This is a genomic window from Arthrobacter sp. H5, from assembly GCF_000520595.1.
Lineage (GTDB): Bacteria > Actinomycetota > Actinomycetes > Actinomycetales > Micrococcaceae > Arthrobacter_D.
The window spans coordinates 119045-136035 of sequence record NZ_KI915019.1; the positions used below are offsets into that span (position 1 = coordinate 119045).

General features: G+C 63.1%; 15 protein-coding genes and 1 tRNA gene. 11 read left to right on the forward strand and 5 right to left on the reverse strand.

What is annotated here, in order from left to right; all coding sequences use genetic code 11:
* Positions 1-9 precede the first annotated feature (9 nt).
* From Y708_RS0118320 to Y708_RS0118365, 10 genes are all read left to right on the forward strand, one after another.
* Entirely contained in the window at positions 10-1155 is a 1146-nt protein-coding gene (locus Y708_RS0118320; protein ID WP_253905876.1) for an adenosine deaminase, read from the forward strand.
* Positions 1152-1841 (forward strand): MazG nucleotide pyrophosphohydrolase domain-containing protein, encoded by a 690-nt coding sequence (locus tag Y708_RS26195; protein ID WP_051479158.1) that lies wholly within the window; start codon positions 1152-1154, stop codon positions 1839-1841. Before Y708_RS0118320 ends, Y708_RS26195 begins: the two co-directional genes overlap by 4 nt.
* An 84-nt stretch (positions 1842-1925) precedes the next feature.
* Complete coding sequence (gene eno, locus Y708_RS0118330) at positions 1926-3206, forward strand: phosphopyruvate hydratase (RefSeq protein ID WP_028281054.1); 1281 nt, start codon at positions 1926-1928, stop codon at positions 3204-3206.
* A gap of 237 nt (positions 3207-3443) precedes the next feature.
* Positions 3444-4025 carry an FtsB family cell division protein gene (locus Y708_RS27720; protein WP_253905877.1) on the forward strand — a complete coding sequence of 194 codons (582 nt, stop codon included), beginning with the start codon at positions 3444-3446 and terminating at the stop codon, positions 4023-4025.
* A 228-nt stretch (positions 4026-4253) separates the two neighbouring features.
* Positions 4254-4925, forward strand: coding sequence for a DUF501 domain-containing protein (locus Y708_RS0118340; protein ID WP_028281056.1), 672 nt, complete (start codon positions 4254-4256; stop codon positions 4923-4925).
* Positions 4906-5862, forward strand: a complete 957-nt coding sequence (locus Y708_RS0118345) for a Ppx/GppA phosphatase family protein (protein WP_028281057.1) — start codon at positions 4906-4908, stop codon at positions 5860-5862. Before Y708_RS0118340 ends, Y708_RS0118345 begins: the two co-directional genes overlap by 20 nt.
* Before the next feature lie 14 nt (positions 5863-5876).
* The gene (locus Y708_RS26200) at positions 5877-7340 is read left to right on the forward strand and encodes a S8 family serine peptidase (protein ID WP_035776775.1); all 1464 of its coding nucleotides are present in this window, start codon (positions 5877-5879) and stop codon (positions 7338-7340) included.
* A gap of 38 nt (positions 7341-7378) precedes the next feature.
* Positions 7379-8848 (forward strand): NAD(P)/FAD-dependent oxidoreductase, encoded by a 1470-nt coding sequence (locus Y708_RS0118355; protein ID WP_028281058.1) that lies wholly within the window; start codon positions 7379-7381, stop codon positions 8846-8848.
* 520 nt (positions 8849-9368) lie between these two features.
* A tRNA-Leu gene (locus tag Y708_RS0118360) sits at positions 9369-9441 on the forward strand.
* 189 nt (positions 9442-9630) lie between these two features.
* Entirely contained in the window at positions 9631-11019 is a 1389-nt protein-coding gene (locus tag Y708_RS0118365) for an ABC transporter substrate-binding protein (protein ID WP_051479159.1), read from the forward strand.
* A gap of 215 nt (positions 11020-11234) precedes the next feature.
* Here Y708_RS0118365 and Y708_RS0118370 read toward each other — a convergent pair whose 3' ends face one another.
* From Y708_RS0118370 to Y708_RS0118390, 5 genes are all read right to left on the reverse strand, one after another.
* Complete coding sequence (locus Y708_RS0118370; protein ID WP_028281060.1) at positions 11235-11975, reverse strand: ABC transporter ATP-binding protein; 741 nt, start codon at positions 11973-11975, stop codon at positions 11235-11237.
* Positions 11972-12946 (reverse strand): ABC transporter ATP-binding protein, encoded by a 975-nt coding sequence (locus Y708_RS0118375; protein ID WP_051479168.1) that lies wholly within the window; start codon positions 12944-12946, stop codon positions 11972-11974. Before Y708_RS0118375 ends, Y708_RS0118370 begins: the two co-directional genes overlap by 4 nt.
* 77 nt (positions 12947-13023) lie before the next feature.
* Positions 13024-14007, reverse strand: a complete 984-nt coding sequence (locus Y708_RS0118380; RefSeq protein WP_028281062.1) for a branched-chain amino acid ABC transporter permease — start codon at positions 14005-14007, stop codon at positions 13024-13026.
* 9 nt (positions 14008-14016) lie between these two features.
* Positions 14017-15297: a branched-chain amino acid ABC transporter permease gene (locus Y708_RS0118385; RefSeq protein WP_035776805.1), complete on the reverse strand. Its 1281-nt coding sequence runs from the start codon at positions 15295-15297 to the stop codon at positions 14017-14019.
* Positions 15298-15521: 224 nt separating this feature from the next.
* Complete coding sequence (locus Y708_RS0118390; RefSeq protein ID WP_081747003.1) at positions 15522-15818, reverse strand: GroES family chaperonin; 297 nt, start codon at positions 15816-15818, stop codon at positions 15522-15524.
* Between the two features lie 179 nt (positions 15819-15997).
* On the opposite strand from Y708_RS0118390, the gene Y708_RS0118395 reads away from it, so the two are divergent.
* The gene (locus Y708_RS0118395; RefSeq protein WP_028281065.1) at positions 15998-16852 is read left to right on the forward strand and encodes a Bax inhibitor-1/YccA family protein; all 855 of its coding nucleotides are present in this window, start codon (positions 15998-16000) and stop codon (positions 16850-16852) included.
* Positions 16853-16991 lie beyond the last annotated feature (139 nt).

Genomic DNA, 16991 nt, shown 5'->3' on the forward strand with positions numbered 1-16991 from the left:
CTGGAGCATGTGACTGAATCCTTAGCTAATCCTGTGACCGGCCTTGCCACTGACCTGACCTTCGACCTCCGTAGCCTCCCCAAGGTTTCGCTGCACGACCACCTCGACGGTGGATTGCGGTCGGCGACCATCATCGAGCTCGCTGAGGCGGTGGGTCACCAGCTCCCCTCGACGGATCCCGTGGCCCTGGGGGAGTGGTTCCGGGAATCCGCTAACTCCGGTTCCCTGGTTCGCTACCTGGAAACCTTTGACCACACGATTGCCGTCATGCAGACCCGCGAAGGGCTTGCCCGCGTTGCCCGCGAATTTGTTGAGGACCTCGCGGATGACGGTGTGGTGTACGGCGAAGTTCGCTGGGCACCCGAGCAGCACCTTGCCGGCGGCCTGACCCTGGATGAAACCGTTGAGGCGGTGCAGGAAGGTCTGGACGCCGGAGTGGACGCCGTGGTCGCAGGCGGCCGCGCGATTCAGGTGGGTCAGCTGATTACCGCAATGCGGCATGCGGACCGCGGCCAGGAGATCGCTGAGCTGGCCGTGCGTCACCGTGACCGGGGCGCAGTTGGCTTCGACATCGCCGGAGCGGAGGACGGCTTCCTGCCGTCCCGGTTCAAGGATGCATTCACCTACCTCGCTGAGCACCAGTTCCCGGCCACGGTCCACGCCGGCGAGGCCGCAGGTCTGGACAGCATCGTGGATGCCCTGGTGCACGGCCGTGCGCTGCGGCTTGGCCATGGTGTGCGCATCGCTGAGGACATTGAGGTTGAGTACGACGACGACGCCGCAGACACCGCGGGCATGGTGACACTGGGAAACGTGGCCGGGTGGGTCCGGGACAGGGGTATCACGTTGGAAGTCTGTCCGTCCTCCAACCTGCAGACCGGCGCGGTAGCAGCCTTTGGCGCCGACATCGCCAGCCACCCCATCGACCTGCTGTACCAACTGGGCTTCAACGTCACGGTGAACACGGATAACCGCCTGATGAGCGGCGTATCCCTGACGGATGAACTCGAGCTCCTCGTTGAAACCTTCGATTACAACCTGGATGACCTGCTAGAGCTGACGCTCAACGCCGTGGATGCCGCATTCCTGCCCTTGGAGGACCGCTCCGCGCTTGCCGAGTACATTGTCGAAGGCTTCACCAACGCCGGAGCATGACCGGCCGGCCCGCTGGACCATTCCTGGACCGGTTGGTCGAGGTTGTCGGGCTGCTTCGCCGGCACTGTCCCTGGATGGCGGAGCTGACCCACGACTCCCTGGTGGAGTACCTGGTGGAGGAATGCTACGAGCTGGTCGAGGCAATCGAGACGCATGCGCCCGCTGGGGAGCTGCGCGGGGAACTCGGGGATGTCCTGCTGCAGGTTGTGCTTCATGCGCAGCTTCAGCAGGAACAGGGCAGCTTCGCCATGACGGACGTTGTCGAGGGACTTACCCGGAAAATGGTGCGGCGGAATCCGCACGTCTTCAGACCCGACGGCACGCTCCAGGACAGCTTTCCGGCGAGCGTGGACCAGATCGTCAGCACCTGGCATCGTGTGAAGCAGGCGGAAAACCCGGCGCGGATCTCAGCGTTTGCCGGGGTGCCACAACAGCTTCCTGCTCTGGCGCTCGCATCGAAGAGTCTTTCACGGGCGGAACGCGGGTCCTACGGCGGAACACCGCAGGCCGGAGCCGTGGACCAGGTGACGGAGGAGGAACTGGGGCAGGAGCTCCTGGACCTGGTGCGGCGCGCACGCTGTCATAACCTGGACCCGGAGCATGCCCTGCGCCGGACCGTGCGCCGGTTTCAGCAGGAGCACGACGCCGGTGCCAACAATTCAGGGAATGTCACGGACAGTGACTGACCGTGTGTTTCTACTAGGCTGTTCCTGACACCGCCGTCAGTGCAGATTTCCAACCACATCGTTCCAATGAACAGGAGCCTATCCATGGCAATCATTGATGCCATCCATGCACGTGAGATTCTTGACTCCCGCGGCAATCCCACGATTGAGGTCGAGGTCCTCCTCGACGATGACACTTTTGGCAGGGCCGCTGTCCCATCCGGCGCCTCCACCGGCGCGTTTGAAGCCAACGAACGCCGCGACGGAGAAAAGGACCGCTACCTGGGCAAGGGTGTATTGCAGGCAGTGGAGGCGGTTATCGAGCAGATCCAGCCAGCGCTGCTGGGGTTCGACGCCGGCGACCAGCGTGCCATCGACCAGGCCATGATCGACCTGGACGGCACGGAGAACAAGTCCAACCTTGGCGCCAATGCGATGCTCGGCGTTTCGCTGGCCATTGCCCGCGCGGCCGCCGAGTCTTCCGCCCTCCCGCTGTACCGCTACCTGGGCGGTCCCAACGCACACGTGCTTCCTGTGCCGTTGATGAACATCCTGAACGGTGGATCCCACGCGGATTCCGACGTCGATATCCAGGAATTCATGATTGTTCCGCTCGGCGCCGAGTCCTTTTCGGAAGGGCTTCGCTGGGGCGTTGAGGTCTACCACGAACTGAAGAAGGTGCTGAAGGAGAAGGGTCTCGCCACGGGGCTCGGCGACGAAGGCGGCTTTGCGCCCAACCTGCCCTCCAACCGCGACGCCTTGGATCTGATCACCACAGCAATTGAGCGGGCCGGCTACAAGCCGGGAACCGATATTGCTTTCGCCCTGGACGTTGCGGCGTCGGAATTCTACAAGGACGGCGCCTACCATTTCGAGGGCAAACCCGTCGACTCCGCGGCGATGATCGCGTACTACGAGGAATTGGTCCGCGACTACCCGTTGGTGTCCATTGAGGACCCGCTGGACGAGGAGGACTGGGCAGGCTGGAAGACAATGACCGAGCTGCTCGGCAATAAGGTGCAGCTGGTCGGCGATGACCTTTTCGTCACCAACCCGGTGCGTCTGGAGCGCGGTATCAAGGCAGACACCGCCAACTCGCTGCTGGTGAAGGTCAACCAGATCGGTACCTTGACGGAAACGCTGGACGCCATCTCCATGGCCCAGCGCGCCGGTTACACCACCATCACCTCGCACCGCTCCGGTGAAACAGAGGACACCACCATTGCGGACATCTGCGTTGCCACCAACGCCGGTCAGATCAAGACAGGCGCCCCTGCTCGTTCGGAGCGTGTTGCCAAGTACAACCAGCTTCTGCGCATCGAGGAGGAGCTCGACGATGCCGCGCGCTACGCCGGGCGTAGCGCCTTCCCGCGTTTCACCGCCTGATTCCACAGGGTTGGGCGTTACCCTCGTTAAGCAGGGCCACAAAGTACCTTCGGTCCGTTCCACCACTTTTCGAGGAGTCTGATGTCCACCCGTCGCCCCAATGTCCCACGTGCGGCCAAACCTGCCGTAACCGGACATCGGAGCGTTGCAGTTCCCCCGAAGCGCCCTGGATCCCAGGGCGCTTCGGCGCATGCCCCCGGCGCAAAATCGCCAGCGAAGAATCCGGTCAAGGTTCCAGTGAAAGGGCCCGCGAAAGCGCCCGCCAAAGCTGCTCCTCAAACCCAGGCAAAACCCCGCGTTCAGGCAGCCGCGAAGACCACACCTTCGGAGGCGCGTGCGGCCGAGCGCCTGCAGCTGGCCGGGGCAATCCGCAGAGCAAAGGCACCGTTTCGAAGGGATGCCGGACGCGCCATTGTGCCGGCGGAGGATGCACAGCCGATTCCCGCCAAGTCGTTCTCGGGCCGTTTGCTGGCTCTCGCCGTCGTGCTCATCACCATGACGGTCCTGCTTGCGCCATCGGTCCGCATCTATCTTCTGCAGCAGGGTGAACTGGATGCTCTGCGGGACAGCATTGCTCAGCAGGAACTGCAGCAGACTGACCTGGAAACCCAGATCCAACGGTGGGAGGACCCGTCCTTCATCAAGCAACAGGCGCGTGATCGCCTATTCTTGGTAATGCCCGGAGAGAAGAGGTATCTCGTGAAAGGAGGCGAAGGAATTGCTTCCTCTGATGTTGCGGGCTCGTCCAATGCGCCGCAGGATCTTCCTTGGGTAGACGCGCTGTGGAACTCCGTGGAGCGGGCAGCAACGGACAGCTAGGCGGCGGAGACCTAAGCGCCCACGGCACCGGATCTCCACGCGGCGCTGGAGCGCCTCGGTCGATCACCGGTGGCGACCGGGCGGGGTCAGCCACGCCGGTGGTCGGCCAAAGCCGCGTCAGCCACGCCGGTGGTCGACCAAAGCCGCGTCAGCCACGCCGGTGGTCGACCAAAGCCGCTTGCGGCTGCGCGGAGACCCGGCAACACCCGCAATGGAAAGGAAAACCCCGTGACGGAGCACAATCCGCTCACTCTGGACGAGCAGGACCTGGAGACCCTGAGCCGGCAGTTGGGCCGGCCGGTGCGCGACGTCGTCGAAATCGGCGCGCGCTGTGTGTGCGGCAATCCACTGGTCGCCACCACCGCCCCGCGGCTGGGCAACGGCATCCCTTTTCCCACCACGTACTACCTCACGCATCCGGTGATCACGGCAGCGGTCTCCCGGTTGGAAGCGGCGGGTGTGATGTCGGAAATGAGCACCCGGCTTCACGAAGATCCGCGGCTGGCGGAGCGTTACCGGCAGGCCCACGGTGCGTACTTGGCGGCTCGGTCCGCGATCGGGGAACGCAGCGGGATTGGTCCCGTGCCGGAGATCGACGGAGTATCAGCTGGTGGAATGCCCACGCGGGTCAAATGCCTGCACGTACTCGTTGGCCATTCGCTTGCGGCGGGCCGCGGAGTGAATCCGCTCGGTGATGAGGCGCTCGACGCCATCGCAGAGTGGTGGACACCGGAACAGTGCCGGTGTGACGGGGCGTGGAGCACTGATGCCCCTGTGCCGGAGCGGGACCTCAGCAGGCACACCAAAACCCAGGGCCTCGCTCCCGAGGACCTTGACCGGAAGCGTGCGGAGCGCAGATCCGCGGGCACAGGAGGAACAGATGCGCACTGCAGCCATTGATTGCGGCACCAACTCGATCCGCCTTCTGATTGCGGACATAGACGACGACGGCGGGCTGACGGACATTGTCCGCCTCATGCGCGTGGTGAGGCTCGGCGAGGGCGTGGATGCCACCGGACGTCTGTCCCCGGCAGCCCTTGACCGGACTTTCGCTGCCACTGAGGACTACGCCGCACTGATCCGCGAGCACGGCGCGGAGCGAATCCGTTTCGTTGCAACCTCGGCCACGCGGGACGCCAGCAACCGCGCCGAATTTGTGGAGGGTATCCGCGCCAGGCTTGGCATCGACCCGGAGGTGGTCAGCGGGGACGAGGAGGCGGTCCTTTCGTTCGCAGGAGCGGCGAGTGTGCTGCCCTCCGGAGCCAACGAAACCGTGCTGGTAGTGGACCTTGGCGGCGGCAGCACCGAGTTTGTCGCTGGGAATGCGGAGGGCGTGATCGCGGCGCACAGCACGGACATGGGCTGCGTCCGATTCACTGAGCGCTTCCTGCTCAGCGACCCACCCACGGAGGCCGAAACCCTGGAAGCAGAAGCGGAAATCCGGAAAATGATCGACCAGGCCGCGGCTTCCGTTCCCCTCGACGCGGCGACCCGGCTCATTGGGGTTGCGGGCAGCATCACCACCATCACGGCCCACGCGCTGGCGCTGCCGGAGTACCAGGCCAACCGGATCCACGGCGCAAGCCTGCCGGTGGACCAGGTGCGGGACGCGGCAACGTCACTGTTGCAGCTTTCGCGGGCGGAACGCGCGCGGCTTCCGTACATGCACCCTGGACGGGTGGATGTTATCGGTGCGGGAGCGTTGATCTGGCGGACCATCGTGACCCGCGTGGCTGAGGCCGGACAGGGACGAGTGGGCGAAGCCATCGCCAGCGAACACGATATTCTTGATGGAATTGCACTCAGTGCAGCCGGCTCAGCGAAAGTAACACCTTGACACCACGTCCCACCATGCCCGGAGTTTCGAGTGCCGCGGCGCTGGTGGCCTGTGCCGCCCTTGCGGCAGCCGCGCTCACCGCGTCGCCGGCGCATGCGGATGAACTCCGCGACAAGGAGTACTGGCTGGAGGGCTACGGCATCACCGAGGCATGGGAGTCCACCCGGGGAGCGGGCGTGAAAGTCGCTGTGATCGACAGCGGGGTGGACGGCACACACCCGGACCTTGAAGGTGTTGTGGTGGGGGGAACCGACGCGTCGGGAGCAGGCTCGCCGAACGGTCAGCAGGGTATCGGCGAGGTGCCGGAGCACGGCACGCTTGTTGCCAGCCTGCTCGCTGGCCGCGGCCACGAGCCTGAACCGGAGCCAACCCCGTCAGCATCGCCGTCCGGTTCTGCCAGCCCGTCCGCATCGCCGAGCGCTTCGGACAGTCCGTCGCCGTCGGAAAGTCCGGAGCCAACCTATGGTGCGGGGCCCGATGGCGTGATCGGGGTGGCGCCGGAAGCAGAGTTGCTAGCCGTATCGGTGTGGATCAGCGGTGAGACCAGCGGAGCAAATCCCACGGGAGTGAGCATTGACGACCAGATTCCCAACGCCGTGCGGTGGGCAGTGGACAACGGGGCAACAGTCATCAATATGTCGCTGGGCAGCACCTCTCCAACCTGGCCGGAAAGCTGGGATGACGCGTTCCTCTACGCGGAGCAGCGGGATGTGGTGATCGTAGCGGCGGCCGGAAACCGCGCCGGAGGTTCGGCGCAGGTCGGAGCGCCCGCCACCATGCCTGGAATTCTTGCCGTTGGCGGTCTGAACCGCGAGGGGGAAGCGAGCCGGGAATCATCTTCCGAGGGCATCAGCATTGGCGTTGCAGCGCCCGCGGAGAATCTTGTGGGCGCGCTGCCGGGCGGTTTCTACGCAAGTCAATGGTCGGGGACCTCCGGAGCAGCACCGCTTGTGTCCGGGGTGGCTGCGCTGATCCGCTCCAAGTATCCCGAGTTGACTGCGCCGCAGGTGATCAATCGCATCATCCTGACCGCGCGGGATGCCGGAGAGCCTGGTCAGGACACCATCTACGGTTACGGGATCCTGGACGCCGAAGCGGCAGTGAACGCCGAGCTTGACGTTCCCACCGAACCGCTTCTGGGCGCAGGAGGCGTGGTGAGCATGGCGGAATACATCGAGACCTACCGCAGGGGTGCGCCCGAACCGCCCGAGGAGCCTGCCCCCAGCGAACCCACAGAAGCCCTGCCCGACATTCCCGAGCCCACGATTCCTGTGGCCGAGGAGCGTGCAGCCGTCTCAAGCGGACTGCCCGCGGCGATTGTGTTTGGATTTGCGGGATTGATCCTGTTCATCCTTGCCGCCGGCACCTATCAGGTGGTGAGGGTACGGGGGGCCGAGGCCGGCGGTGCCCCTGAGACGGGAGAATCCGTGACGACCGAAGAGCAGCCGCCGGACCCCGCCAACCGGCCTGAGTCATAGTTAGTGAAGATTTTCACAAAGTTCGGTACGCTTGGTTCATGGCACAATTCCCACAATATTCTGATCGTCCCCGCATCCTCGTTGTTGGCGGCGGCTACGTTGGGCTTTACGTAGCGCACAAGCTGCAGAAGAAGGTCAAGGCGCACGGGGGTATCGTCACCCTCGTCGACCCGCTGCCCTATATGACCTACCAGCCGTTCCTGCCCGAGGTGGCCGGAGGGAACATTGAGGCGCGCCACGCCGTAGTGTCCCACCGCATGCACCTGACGGAGACCGAGCTCATCACCGGCAAGGTGACCGCCATCGACCACCAGCGGCGGGCTGCCACCGTGGAACCTGCGGATGGAGGAGAGCCCTTCGAGCTGACCTACCGCGACGTTGTTGTGGCTGCCGGTGCCATCACCCGCACTTTCCCCATCGAGGGGCTGCGGGATGAAGGTATTGGCCTCAAAACCATTGAAGAGGCTGTGGCCCTTCGCAACCAGTTGCTGGAGCGCATCGAGACCGGCTCGCTGATGGCCCCGGGGCCTGAGCGGGACCGCGCACTGACGTTCGTCGTCGTTGGTGGCGGGTTTGCCGGTATTGAGGCAATCGCTGAGATTGAAGACCTTGCGCGCGCGGCGGTCAAGAAGAATGACCGGCTGGAGCGCTCCGACATCCGCTTTGTCCTGATCGAGGCAATGGGCCGCATCATGCCCGAGGTCACCGAGAGCCAGGCGGAATGGGTGGTTGAGCACCTTCGCGCCCGCGGCGTGCAGGTCAAGCTGAACACCTCCCTTTCCCGCGCCGTGGATGGCCGGCTGGAACTGATCAACATGGCGGACAAGTCCCCATCTGATGAGTTTGAGACGGACACCCTCATCTGGACGGCCGGTGTGCAGGCCAACCCGATGGTGCGCGGCTCGGACTTCCCGATCGACGACCGTGGCCGGGTGCGTGCCAACGCAGAGCTGCGCATCACGGGCGACGATGGCCCGTTGGAAGGCGCATGGACTGCAGGCGATGTGTCGGCGGTTCCCGACCTGTCCGGAGGCGGCGTGGGCGGCTTCTGTGTGCCCAACGCGCAGCACGCCGTGAGGCAGGCCAAGCGGTTGGCGAAGAACATCTATGCCGAGCGTTACGGCGTGGGCCACGTCAAGCAGTACAAGCACAAGAACCTCGGCGCAGTTGCCGGTTTCGGCCAGTACAAGGGTGTTGCCAACATCATGGGGTTCGGCATGAAAGGCTTTCCCGCCTGGCTTGCCCACCGCGGCTACCATGGCATGGCCATGCCCATGTTCGAGCGGAAGTTCCGGGTTGTCATCAACTGGATCCTTAGCTTCCTGTTCCGCCGCGACACCACCCACCTGATGGACCTGCAGACTCCGCGGAGGCAGTTCCGCGAAGCGGCAACGCCTCCGCCCAAGAAGCAGAAGGCTCCGGTTTCGGACAGTTCAGCCTCGGGTTCGGGCAACAGGGACGCATACAGCGAGCCCAAGCAGCCTGAGGGCAGCAGCGCGAAAGCGTAGTCAAACCAGCCAGCAGCAGACGACGGCGGCAGTCACAGTGCCTTTGAAGGGCGGGTGACGGCCGCCGTCGCGCGTTAACCGGCATCTATAGTTTTTGGTGGGATGATTTGACCGGAAACTCCAGCCGACCGTCCTGCTGCCATCGCCGTGATAGAGGAGACCTTCCGGCGTTCCCCGGAGCGCCCTGTGGAGGACGCGTTGCTGGAGGAGCTGTTCGGGTGCCGGGAGTACATTCCGCCGCTGTCACTGGTGGCAGTGAACGACGACGGCGCCGTGTGCGGTTATGTGATCACCACCCGGGGGTGGATAGGGTCAACGCCATCCCTGGGTCTTGGGCCGATCGGGGTGTCACCGCAATACCAGGGGACAGGCATTGGACGGTTGCTGGTGGAGGAATCGATGGCCGTCGCCTCCCCGTCGGACGGTTCCGTTACGCCGGTCCTTTCGAGGGCCTCTGACCGGGCCCGAAGGTCGCGTATCCTTGTTGGGATGCTGACCGCCCGGGGTGCTCAGCGTCCACGCCCCAGTAGCCCAATGGCAGAGGCAGGAGACTTAAAATCTTCACAGTGTGGGTTCGAGTCCCACCTGGGGCACAGCATCTCATCCCCCGCCCGGGCACAGCCTGGGTCCCCTAAATACCACCCTGTGATGAGCGTTACAAGGATGTAACCAGATTCGCTTATCTTCGGCACATTTTTGCACTAGCTTTTCTACATACCAGGAACACCTGGATTATCGCATCAGAGGCATACCACTGCCTTTCGATCGAGGAGATTAATTTCATGACAGCAACACGTAACTCCGTGCGGTTTGGCATTGGGGAGAATGCCCCGCGCGCCGCAAAGATCGCGGCCCTCAGCCTGGGTATCGCTCTCTTTGCGTCTGCTTGCGGCGGATCCCCCACGCCTGAAGACGAAGGGGATGGCGGAACCTCCGCACCTCCCGCCGCGTCCGGACTGACCTGCCCGGAGAGCCAGGGCGGCGAAGCGCCTCCACAAGGCGAGAAGGGCGATCCGGCCGGAGTGCCGGAGGCAGAGACAACTACGGAGACTCCGCTTGTCCTGGGTTCCATCCTTCCCACTACCGGTGCCCTTGCATTTCTTGGGCCTCCTGAAATTGCCGGTGTGAACCTGGCTGTGCAGGAAGTCAATGAGGCTGGAGGTGTCCTGGGTCAGGACATCGAGATTGTGCACCGTGATTCGGGCGACACCACCACCGACATTGCCACCCAGTCCGTGACTGATCTGCTGTCACAGGACGTTAGCGCGATCATCGGAGCGGCGTCCTCGGGCGTTTCCCAGACGGTGATCCAGCAGATCACCGGTGCGGGCGTAATCCAGATGTCCCCGGCCAACACCTCGCCTGACTTCACCACCGCCGACGACGACGGCCTGTACTGGCGCACGGCCCCATCGGACGTGCTCCAGGGCCGGGTGCTGGGCAACTACATCATGTCCTGTGGCGCCCAGACCGTGGGCATGATTGTTCTGAACGACGCTTACGGTACCGGTCTGCAGGCCAGCGTTAAGGAAGCTGTTGAGGGCGCTGGCGGCCAAGTCGTCGCCGAGGAGATGTTCAACGAGGGCGACTCGCAGTTCAGTTCGCAGGTTGACGCCCTTGTAGCAGCGGATCCTGACGCCTATGTGGTCATCAGCTTCGACCAGGCAAACAGCATCATCCCGCTGATGACCGGTCAGGGAGTTGAACCGGGTTCCATGTTCTTTGTTGACGGCAACACGGCCGACTACAGCGAGGATCTGGATCCGGGCACCCTCGAAGGCGCGCAGGGCACCCAGCCCGGTTCCTTCGCTGGTGACGAGTTCAAGTCGGCACTCGCGGAGATCGATGACAGCCTCAACGTCTGGAACTACGCCGGTGAAAGCTACGACGCAGTAAACCTCATTGCGCTCGCGGCCGATGCAGCGGGCAGCACCGACGGGGCAGCGATCGCGGCGGAACTGGAGGCAGCCTCCAAGGAAGGTACCGAATGCTTCGACTTTGCCGGCTGCATCACTCTGCAGCGCGGCGGCGAGGATATCGACTACCAAGGCATTTCCGGGCCCATCACTTTCGATGAGAACGGCGATCCGACAGAGGCCTTTATCGGCATCTACGAGTTCGACGCGGAGAACGTTCCCCAGCCGAGCCGTTCGGAGCAGGGTTCGCTCTAGCAACACAGTAGTAACACTCACTCGCACTGACTGAAAGGCCCCTTCCGGACTTCCGGAAGGGGCCTTTCAGCGGCTGGTGGTCGACCAAACGCCCTCGAAGGCGGATGGCCGGTCGTCGAATAAGCGCAGTCTGGGGCGTGCGTGGAGACCCTGGTGCCTGCCTCACCTGGGTCTCCGCGCGTTCGCTGGCGCTCTCTTGGTCGACCGCCGGTGTTTCAGGCCGTGTCGGCCAGCGTCCCCAGGTAAAGCTGGATCACCTTGGGATCCTTCATCAGTTCACGTCCGGTGCCTGTATAGGCATCCTTGCCCTGGTCCAGCACATAGGCGCGGTCGCAGATCTGCAGGCAGCGGCGGGCGTTCTGCTCGACCATAATCACCGATACGCCGGCCTTGTTGATCTCGTGGACCCGGAGGAAGGTCTCGTCCTGCTTGACCGGCGAGAGCCCTGCGGATGGCTCGTCGAGGAGCAGCACCGCCGGTTCCATCATGAGGGCGCGTCCCATCGCGACCATCTGCCGCTCGCCACCGGATAACGACCCCGCACGTTGGGCGCGCCTCTTTGCCAGTTCGGGAAAGAGGCTCGCAACAAATTCGAAGCGTTCCTTGAAGTCCTTGGGCCGTTGAAACATGCCCATTTCGAGGTTTTCCTCAATGGTCAGGGAAGCAAACACATTGTTGTTCTGGGGGACAAAGCCCACACCCTGGCTGACCAGTTTGTTGGCCTTCAGGCCGGTGATGTCCTGATCGCGGACAACAACTGTGCCGGAGTGGATTTTCACCAGCCCAAACATTGCTTTAAGCAGCGTCGACTTCCCGGCGCCGTTGGGCCCAATGATTCCAATGAGCTCACCGGTCCGCGCTTCAATGCTGCAGCCGTTGAGGATGTGAACCCCGGGCAGGTAGCCGGCCACCAGATCGGTGACCTTCACCACTGACTTGTCAACTGAAGCGTTCATGACCGGTTCTCCTTGGTGGGATCGGTATCGGTTTTGCGATCGTAGTCACGCTCTTGGCCGATGATGCCTGCGTCCTCGGTGCCAACCACGGAGTCCTCGTCCTGGGCAAGTTCCACTTCAAGCATCTCCACGCCGTGCGAATCGCCCAGATCCACGTCGTGGTGGGCGCCGAGGTAGGCGTCGATGACAGCCGGGTCCTTCATGACTACTTCCGGTGTTCCCTCCGCGACCACGCGTCCCTCGGCCATGACCACCACCCAGTCGGCGATGTGCCGCACCATGTGCATGTCATGCTCCACGAAGAGGACCGTCATGCCTTCGGCCTTGAGGCTCCTGACGTGGTCGAGCAGCGATTGGGTAAGTGCTGGGTTCACTCCCGCCATGGGCTCGTCGAGCATCACCAGGGTGGGCTTGACCATAAGTGCGCGCGCCATTTCCAGCAGTTTGCGCTGGCCGCCCGAAAGCGACGCGGCGTAGTCTTTCGACTTGGTGTCCAGCTTGAACTTCTCCAGCAGCACGTCCGCCTGAGCCGTGATTTCCTTTTCTCGTTTGCCCCAAAGGCCCTTGAAAAGCGCGCGCAGCAGGCTTTCGCCGGGCTGGCCGGTGGCGCCGAGTCGCATGTTTTCCATCACAGTCAGCTTGCCCATGACTTTGGTGAGTTGGAAGGTCCGGACCATTCCCAGCCGTGCCACCTTGTACGGCGGAACACCTGCGAGGTCCTTGCCGTTGAACGTCCAGTCGCCGGTCTGTGGGTTGTCGAATCCGGTGAGCAGGTTGAACAGTGTGGTCTTCCCGGCACCGTTGGGCCCGATCAGTGCTGTGATCTTGTTGCGCGGCACCTCCAGATACTCCACGTCCACGGCATTGACGCCGCCGAAGCTTCGTGTCACATTCTTCGCCGTCATGATCGGATCCCGCTTGCGGCAGCCCGGACCGGGACTCTCCGCCGCGATGGGGCGGGTGTCCGTCATGTGGTCTATTGGTTCCTGCGGCGATGCCGTCGCCTGTCCGGTGGGCGGTGCTTCTGTGCCGCCGTTGGTCTGCTCACTCATGCGAACGCCAACTCCTTCTTGTTGCCGAATACGCCCTGTGGCCTGAAGATCATCAGCAGCATCAGCGCCACTCCAACGAGGATGTAGCGCAGTTGGCCAGCCTGGACGTTGGTGAGGAAAGTGATGGCGCCGATTTCAATGGCACCGAACAGCAGGCCCTGGGTCAGTGAAAGGACCACCCAGAAAATCATTGCCCCGATCACCGGACCCAGCACCGTAGCCATGCCGCCAAGCAGGAGGCAGGTATAGAGGAAGAACGTCAGCTCGGTCGAGTAATTGGCGGGCTGCACCGCGCCGCGGGGGAGGGTAAAGATCATTCCCGCAACCGTACCGAGAAGCCCGCCGATGATGAGGGCCTGCATCTTGTAGGCGTAGACGTTCTTGCCCAGGGCCCTGACCGCGTTCTCATCTTCGCGGATACCCTTCAGCACCCGACCCCACGGGCTGCGCATCAGGAGCCACACGGTGAGGCAGGCGAGGATGACGATGGTCCAGCCGACAACCCGGATCCAGAACCCGTCCTGGTTCATGCTGACCGGGCCTACATTGTAGGTTCCGTCCGGGAACGGATTGAGTCCAACGAATCCGTTCTCGAAGCCGCCGGCAAGACCGTTGGCGGAACCGGTTACTTGGGTGAGCCCGTTGGTGGTGACAATGTAGCGGATGATTTCAGCCGCGGCGATGGTCACGATGGCGAGGTAGTCCGCGCGGAGCCGCAGCGTTGGAATACCGAGCACGATGGCGAAGATCACCGAACTGGTGAGTGCGATGAGCACAGCCACAGGCAGCGGGGCGTTGAACTGCAGGGTGGGGATGGCGAAGCCGTAGGCGCCCACGGCCATGAAACCGGCCTGGCCAAAGTTGAGCAGCCCCGAGTAGCCGAAGTGCACGGCAAGTCCCAGAGCGGCCAACGCGTAAGCGGCAGTTGTTGGGCTGATGATCTCGCCGAAGGCGAGCGACAGAATGTTTGCGATATCCATGGTGGGTCCCTAACCTATGCGCTCTCGGCGGCCGAGGATACCCTGCGGCCGGAACAGGAGGACAAGAATCATGATCAAGAGTGCGCCGACGTACTTCAGGTCCGCTTCCAGCCAGATGGTGGAGATTTCGACGAAGAGGCCAACGATGAGTGAGCCAAGCAGGGCACCGAACACGGTGCCCAGTCCGCCAAGCACAACGCCGGCGAAGATCAGCAGCAGGATTTGCTGGCCCATGTTGAACGACACACCTGGCCGGTAGTACGCCCAGAGAATGCCTCCAAGCGCGGCCAGGGCGCCGCCAACCACCCAGACGATCCGGATGACCCGGTCCACGTCAATGCCCGACGCCGCCGCGAGGGCGGGATTGTCGGCCACCGCACGGGTGGCCTTGCCAAAACGGGTGCGCAGGAGCAGGAACGCGATGAGCAGAATGACCGCCAGTGAGGTGATCAGTGAGGTCAGGTTGTTCTGAGTGATTGAGACCGGACCAAAGTCAAGAACATTGCCCTGTGCGCCGGGCAGCTGCTGGGTGGCGCCGCCAAAGTTGAACTGGATGATGTACCGCAGGGCCAAAGCCAGGCCAATACTGACGATCATCATGGGGACCAGACCGGAGCCCCGCCGTCGTAATGGTTTCCAGAGGGCGGCGTCCTGAACATAACCCAGCAGGCCACCGCCGACGACGGCCAGCACAATTGCCGCCGGTGCAGGCAGGCCAAGGGCTGCGAACCCAAAGGCAAAGACGGCGCCGGCAGTCACCATCTCGCCGTGCGCGAAGTTGGTGAGGCCGGTGGTTCCAAAGATCAGCGACAATCCCACCGCACTGAGTGCCAGCAGCAATCCAAAGCTGAGACCGGCTACGGTGCGGTCAGCCAGGACGCTCCAGAAGCTCGTGGTCTCCAGCACAATGCCCTCGCCAAACAGGAACAGCGTGGTGGCGTTGGTGGTTCCGGCAAACGTCACGGTCCGCGGGTTTTGCTGCCCTTCGGCAAGTTCGGCTCCGTCCGGCAGCGTGGAGACATCCAGTTCCACCTCGTAATCACCCTGCTCGGGTACGCCGATGGACCAGGCACCAGTCTCGGAGGAGGTTGCTTCGCCCTCAAAACCGTTTCCGGTTGCTGTGATGCGTACATCGGGCAATGGTCCGTCCGCGTTACGCAGGACACCGCTGATCCGGTTCTGGAACTCTTCGGCCTGAACGCTGGCGGTTACTCCAAGCGTTGGAGCACCTGCCGGGGAATTTGCGGGGGACGCCTGTGCGGCCGGGACGCTGATAAACAGCGCGGCCATGAGGCCGGCCGCAATGATCAGCAGCCCGCGAAGCCACACAGGCGTCGGCTGGGTTGTCAAGATAGGAACCTCCACTTGTGGTGGCAGTCCTGCCGGCTTTCCGGCAGGTGTAACGGCCTGTGATCGATGTCACTCAGTGTGGAGTAAATGTTACCCGTGGCTGGTTGCCGCTGATGTCCAAAACAGGGCGGGCAGATAGCGATTGGATAACAACTGATGGGGGACTAGAGGTACAACCCTGTTCCAGCGTCGTCCTTGTCCGGCTGGGCCACCGCGTGGACGTCGCGTTCGCGCAGCAGAATGTAATCGGTGCCGTTCACATCAACCTCCGATTTATCCTCGGGGTCGAACAGAATGCGGTCGCCGCGGGAGAGCTGACGGACGCTCGGGCCCGCTGCCGCGACGTCTGCCCAGGCCAGTCGCTTGCCCATGACTGCGGTGGCGGGGATGACAATCCCGGAGGAGGACCTTCGCTCGCTGCTGTCCTTATCGAGAACTACGAGCAGCCGGTCATGGAGCATTTTGAGCGGCAGCGGATCGGACTTGGCAGCCGGGGATGATGTGGGGTGTGACACGGTAGGAAGTCTACCGTTCCCGCTGCGGGCGGCACTTTCGCGCCGGTGGAACAAAATGCAGCGAAAACCGTTGATATTGATAGGGTTGAAGCACTGTTCAGCCCCCAGACGGAGGACTACATCACATGGCACTCGGCGGTAACCCGGTATTCAACGGTAAGAACTTCCGTACCGCTGCCCGCGGCAACAATCCGGCAGCGTACGGTTCAACAGCTTTGGCCGGTCAATCGGCCATGAACCAGCAGCAGCTGGAGCACCTCTACAACCAGCCCGCTGCGGGCCCGGCAGACACCGGGCGCATGACTTTTGACGACGTCATCGTCAAGACCATCCTGTCCATCGGTGTTGTGCTGCTGGGTGCGGCCATCCCCGCGTTCCTGTTCCCGCAGTTCGCCCTGCCGCTGATGATTGTGGGTTTGATCGGCGGCTTTGTGCTTGGCCTGGTCAACGCCTTCAAGCGTGAGCCTGTACCGGCGCTCATCTTGGCCTACTCTGCCTTGGAGGGTATGTTCCTCGGTGGACTGACCATGTTCCTGGAGGCGATATACCCCAACATTGCCCTGCAGGCACTGCTTGGCACAGTGTCGGTCTTCGCCGTGACGCTTGTGCTCTTCAAGAGCGGCAAGGTGCGCGCAACTCCCAAGGCCATGAAGATCTTCATGATCGCGATGATCGGTTATGCGCTGTTCAGCCTGGTCAACCTTGGCTTGATGCTCTTCGGTGTCACCAACGATCCCTGGGGGCTCCGCGGCGCGTCCATTCCCGGCACGGACATTCCATTCGGCTTGGTGATTGGCGTCTTCGCCATCGGCCTTGCAGCGTTCTCCCTGGTCATCGACTTCACCTCAATCAGCGAGGGCGTGAAGAACGGTGCTCCCCGCAAGTACTCCTGGACCGCAGCCTTCGGCCTCACGGTCACGCTGATCTGGCTCTACGTGGAATTCATCCGCGTCATTGCCATCATGCGCGGCAACGAATAACGCCACCTCGAGACACAAGAAGAAGCCCGCAGCACACGCTGCGGGCTTTTTCGTTCCGCCGGTGATCGACCAAGGCCGCTTGCGGCCGCGTGGAGATCTCCGCGCGCTCCTTCGTCGCTTGGTCGATCCCCGGTTGGGG

Coding starts and splice junctions, on each gene's coding strand:
- Y708_RS26195 (WP_051479158.1), top strand. CDS start 1,152: ATGACCGGCCGGCCCGCTGGACCATTCCTGGACCGGTTGGTCGAGGTT.
- eno (WP_028281054.1), top strand. CDS start 1,926: ATGGCAATCATTGATGCCATCCATGCACGTGAGATTCTTGACTCCCGC.
- Y708_RS0118345 (WP_028281057.1), top strand. CDS start 4,906: ATGCGCACTGCAGCCATTGATTGCGGCACCAACTCGATCCGCCTTCTG.
- Y708_RS26200 (WP_035776775.1), top strand. CDS start 5,877: ATGCCCGGAGTTTCGAGTGCCGCGGCGCTGGTGGCCTGTGCCGCCCTT.
- Y708_RS0118355 (WP_028281058.1), top strand. CDS start 7,379: ATGGCACAATTCCCACAATATTCTGATCGTCCCCGCATCCTCGTTGTT.
- Y708_RS0118365 (WP_051479159.1), top strand. CDS start 9,631: ATGACAGCAACACGTAACTCCGTGCGGTTTGGCATTGGGGAGAATGCC.
- Y708_RS0118370 (WP_028281060.1), bottom strand. CDS start 11,975: ATGAACGCTTCAGTTGACAAGTCAGTGGTGAAGGTCACCGATCTGGTG.
- Y708_RS0118375 (WP_051479168.1), bottom strand. CDS start 12,946: ATGACGGACACCCGCCCCATCGCGGCGGAGAGTCCCGGTCCGGGCTGC.
- Y708_RS0118380 (WP_028281062.1), bottom strand. CDS start 14,007: ATGGATATCGCAAACATTCTGTCGCTCGCCTTCGGCGAGATCATCAGC.
- Y708_RS0118385 (WP_035776805.1), bottom strand. CDS start 15,297: ATGGCCGCGCTGTTTATCAGCGTCCCGGCCGCACAGGCGTCCCCCGCA.
- Y708_RS0118390 (WP_081747003.1), bottom strand. CDS start 15,818: ATGCTCCATGACCGGCTGCTCGTAGTTCTCGATAAGGACAGCAGCGAG.
- Y708_RS0118395 (WP_028281065.1), top strand. CDS start 15,998: ATGGCACTCGGCGGTAACCCGGTATTCAACGGTAAGAACTTCCGTACC.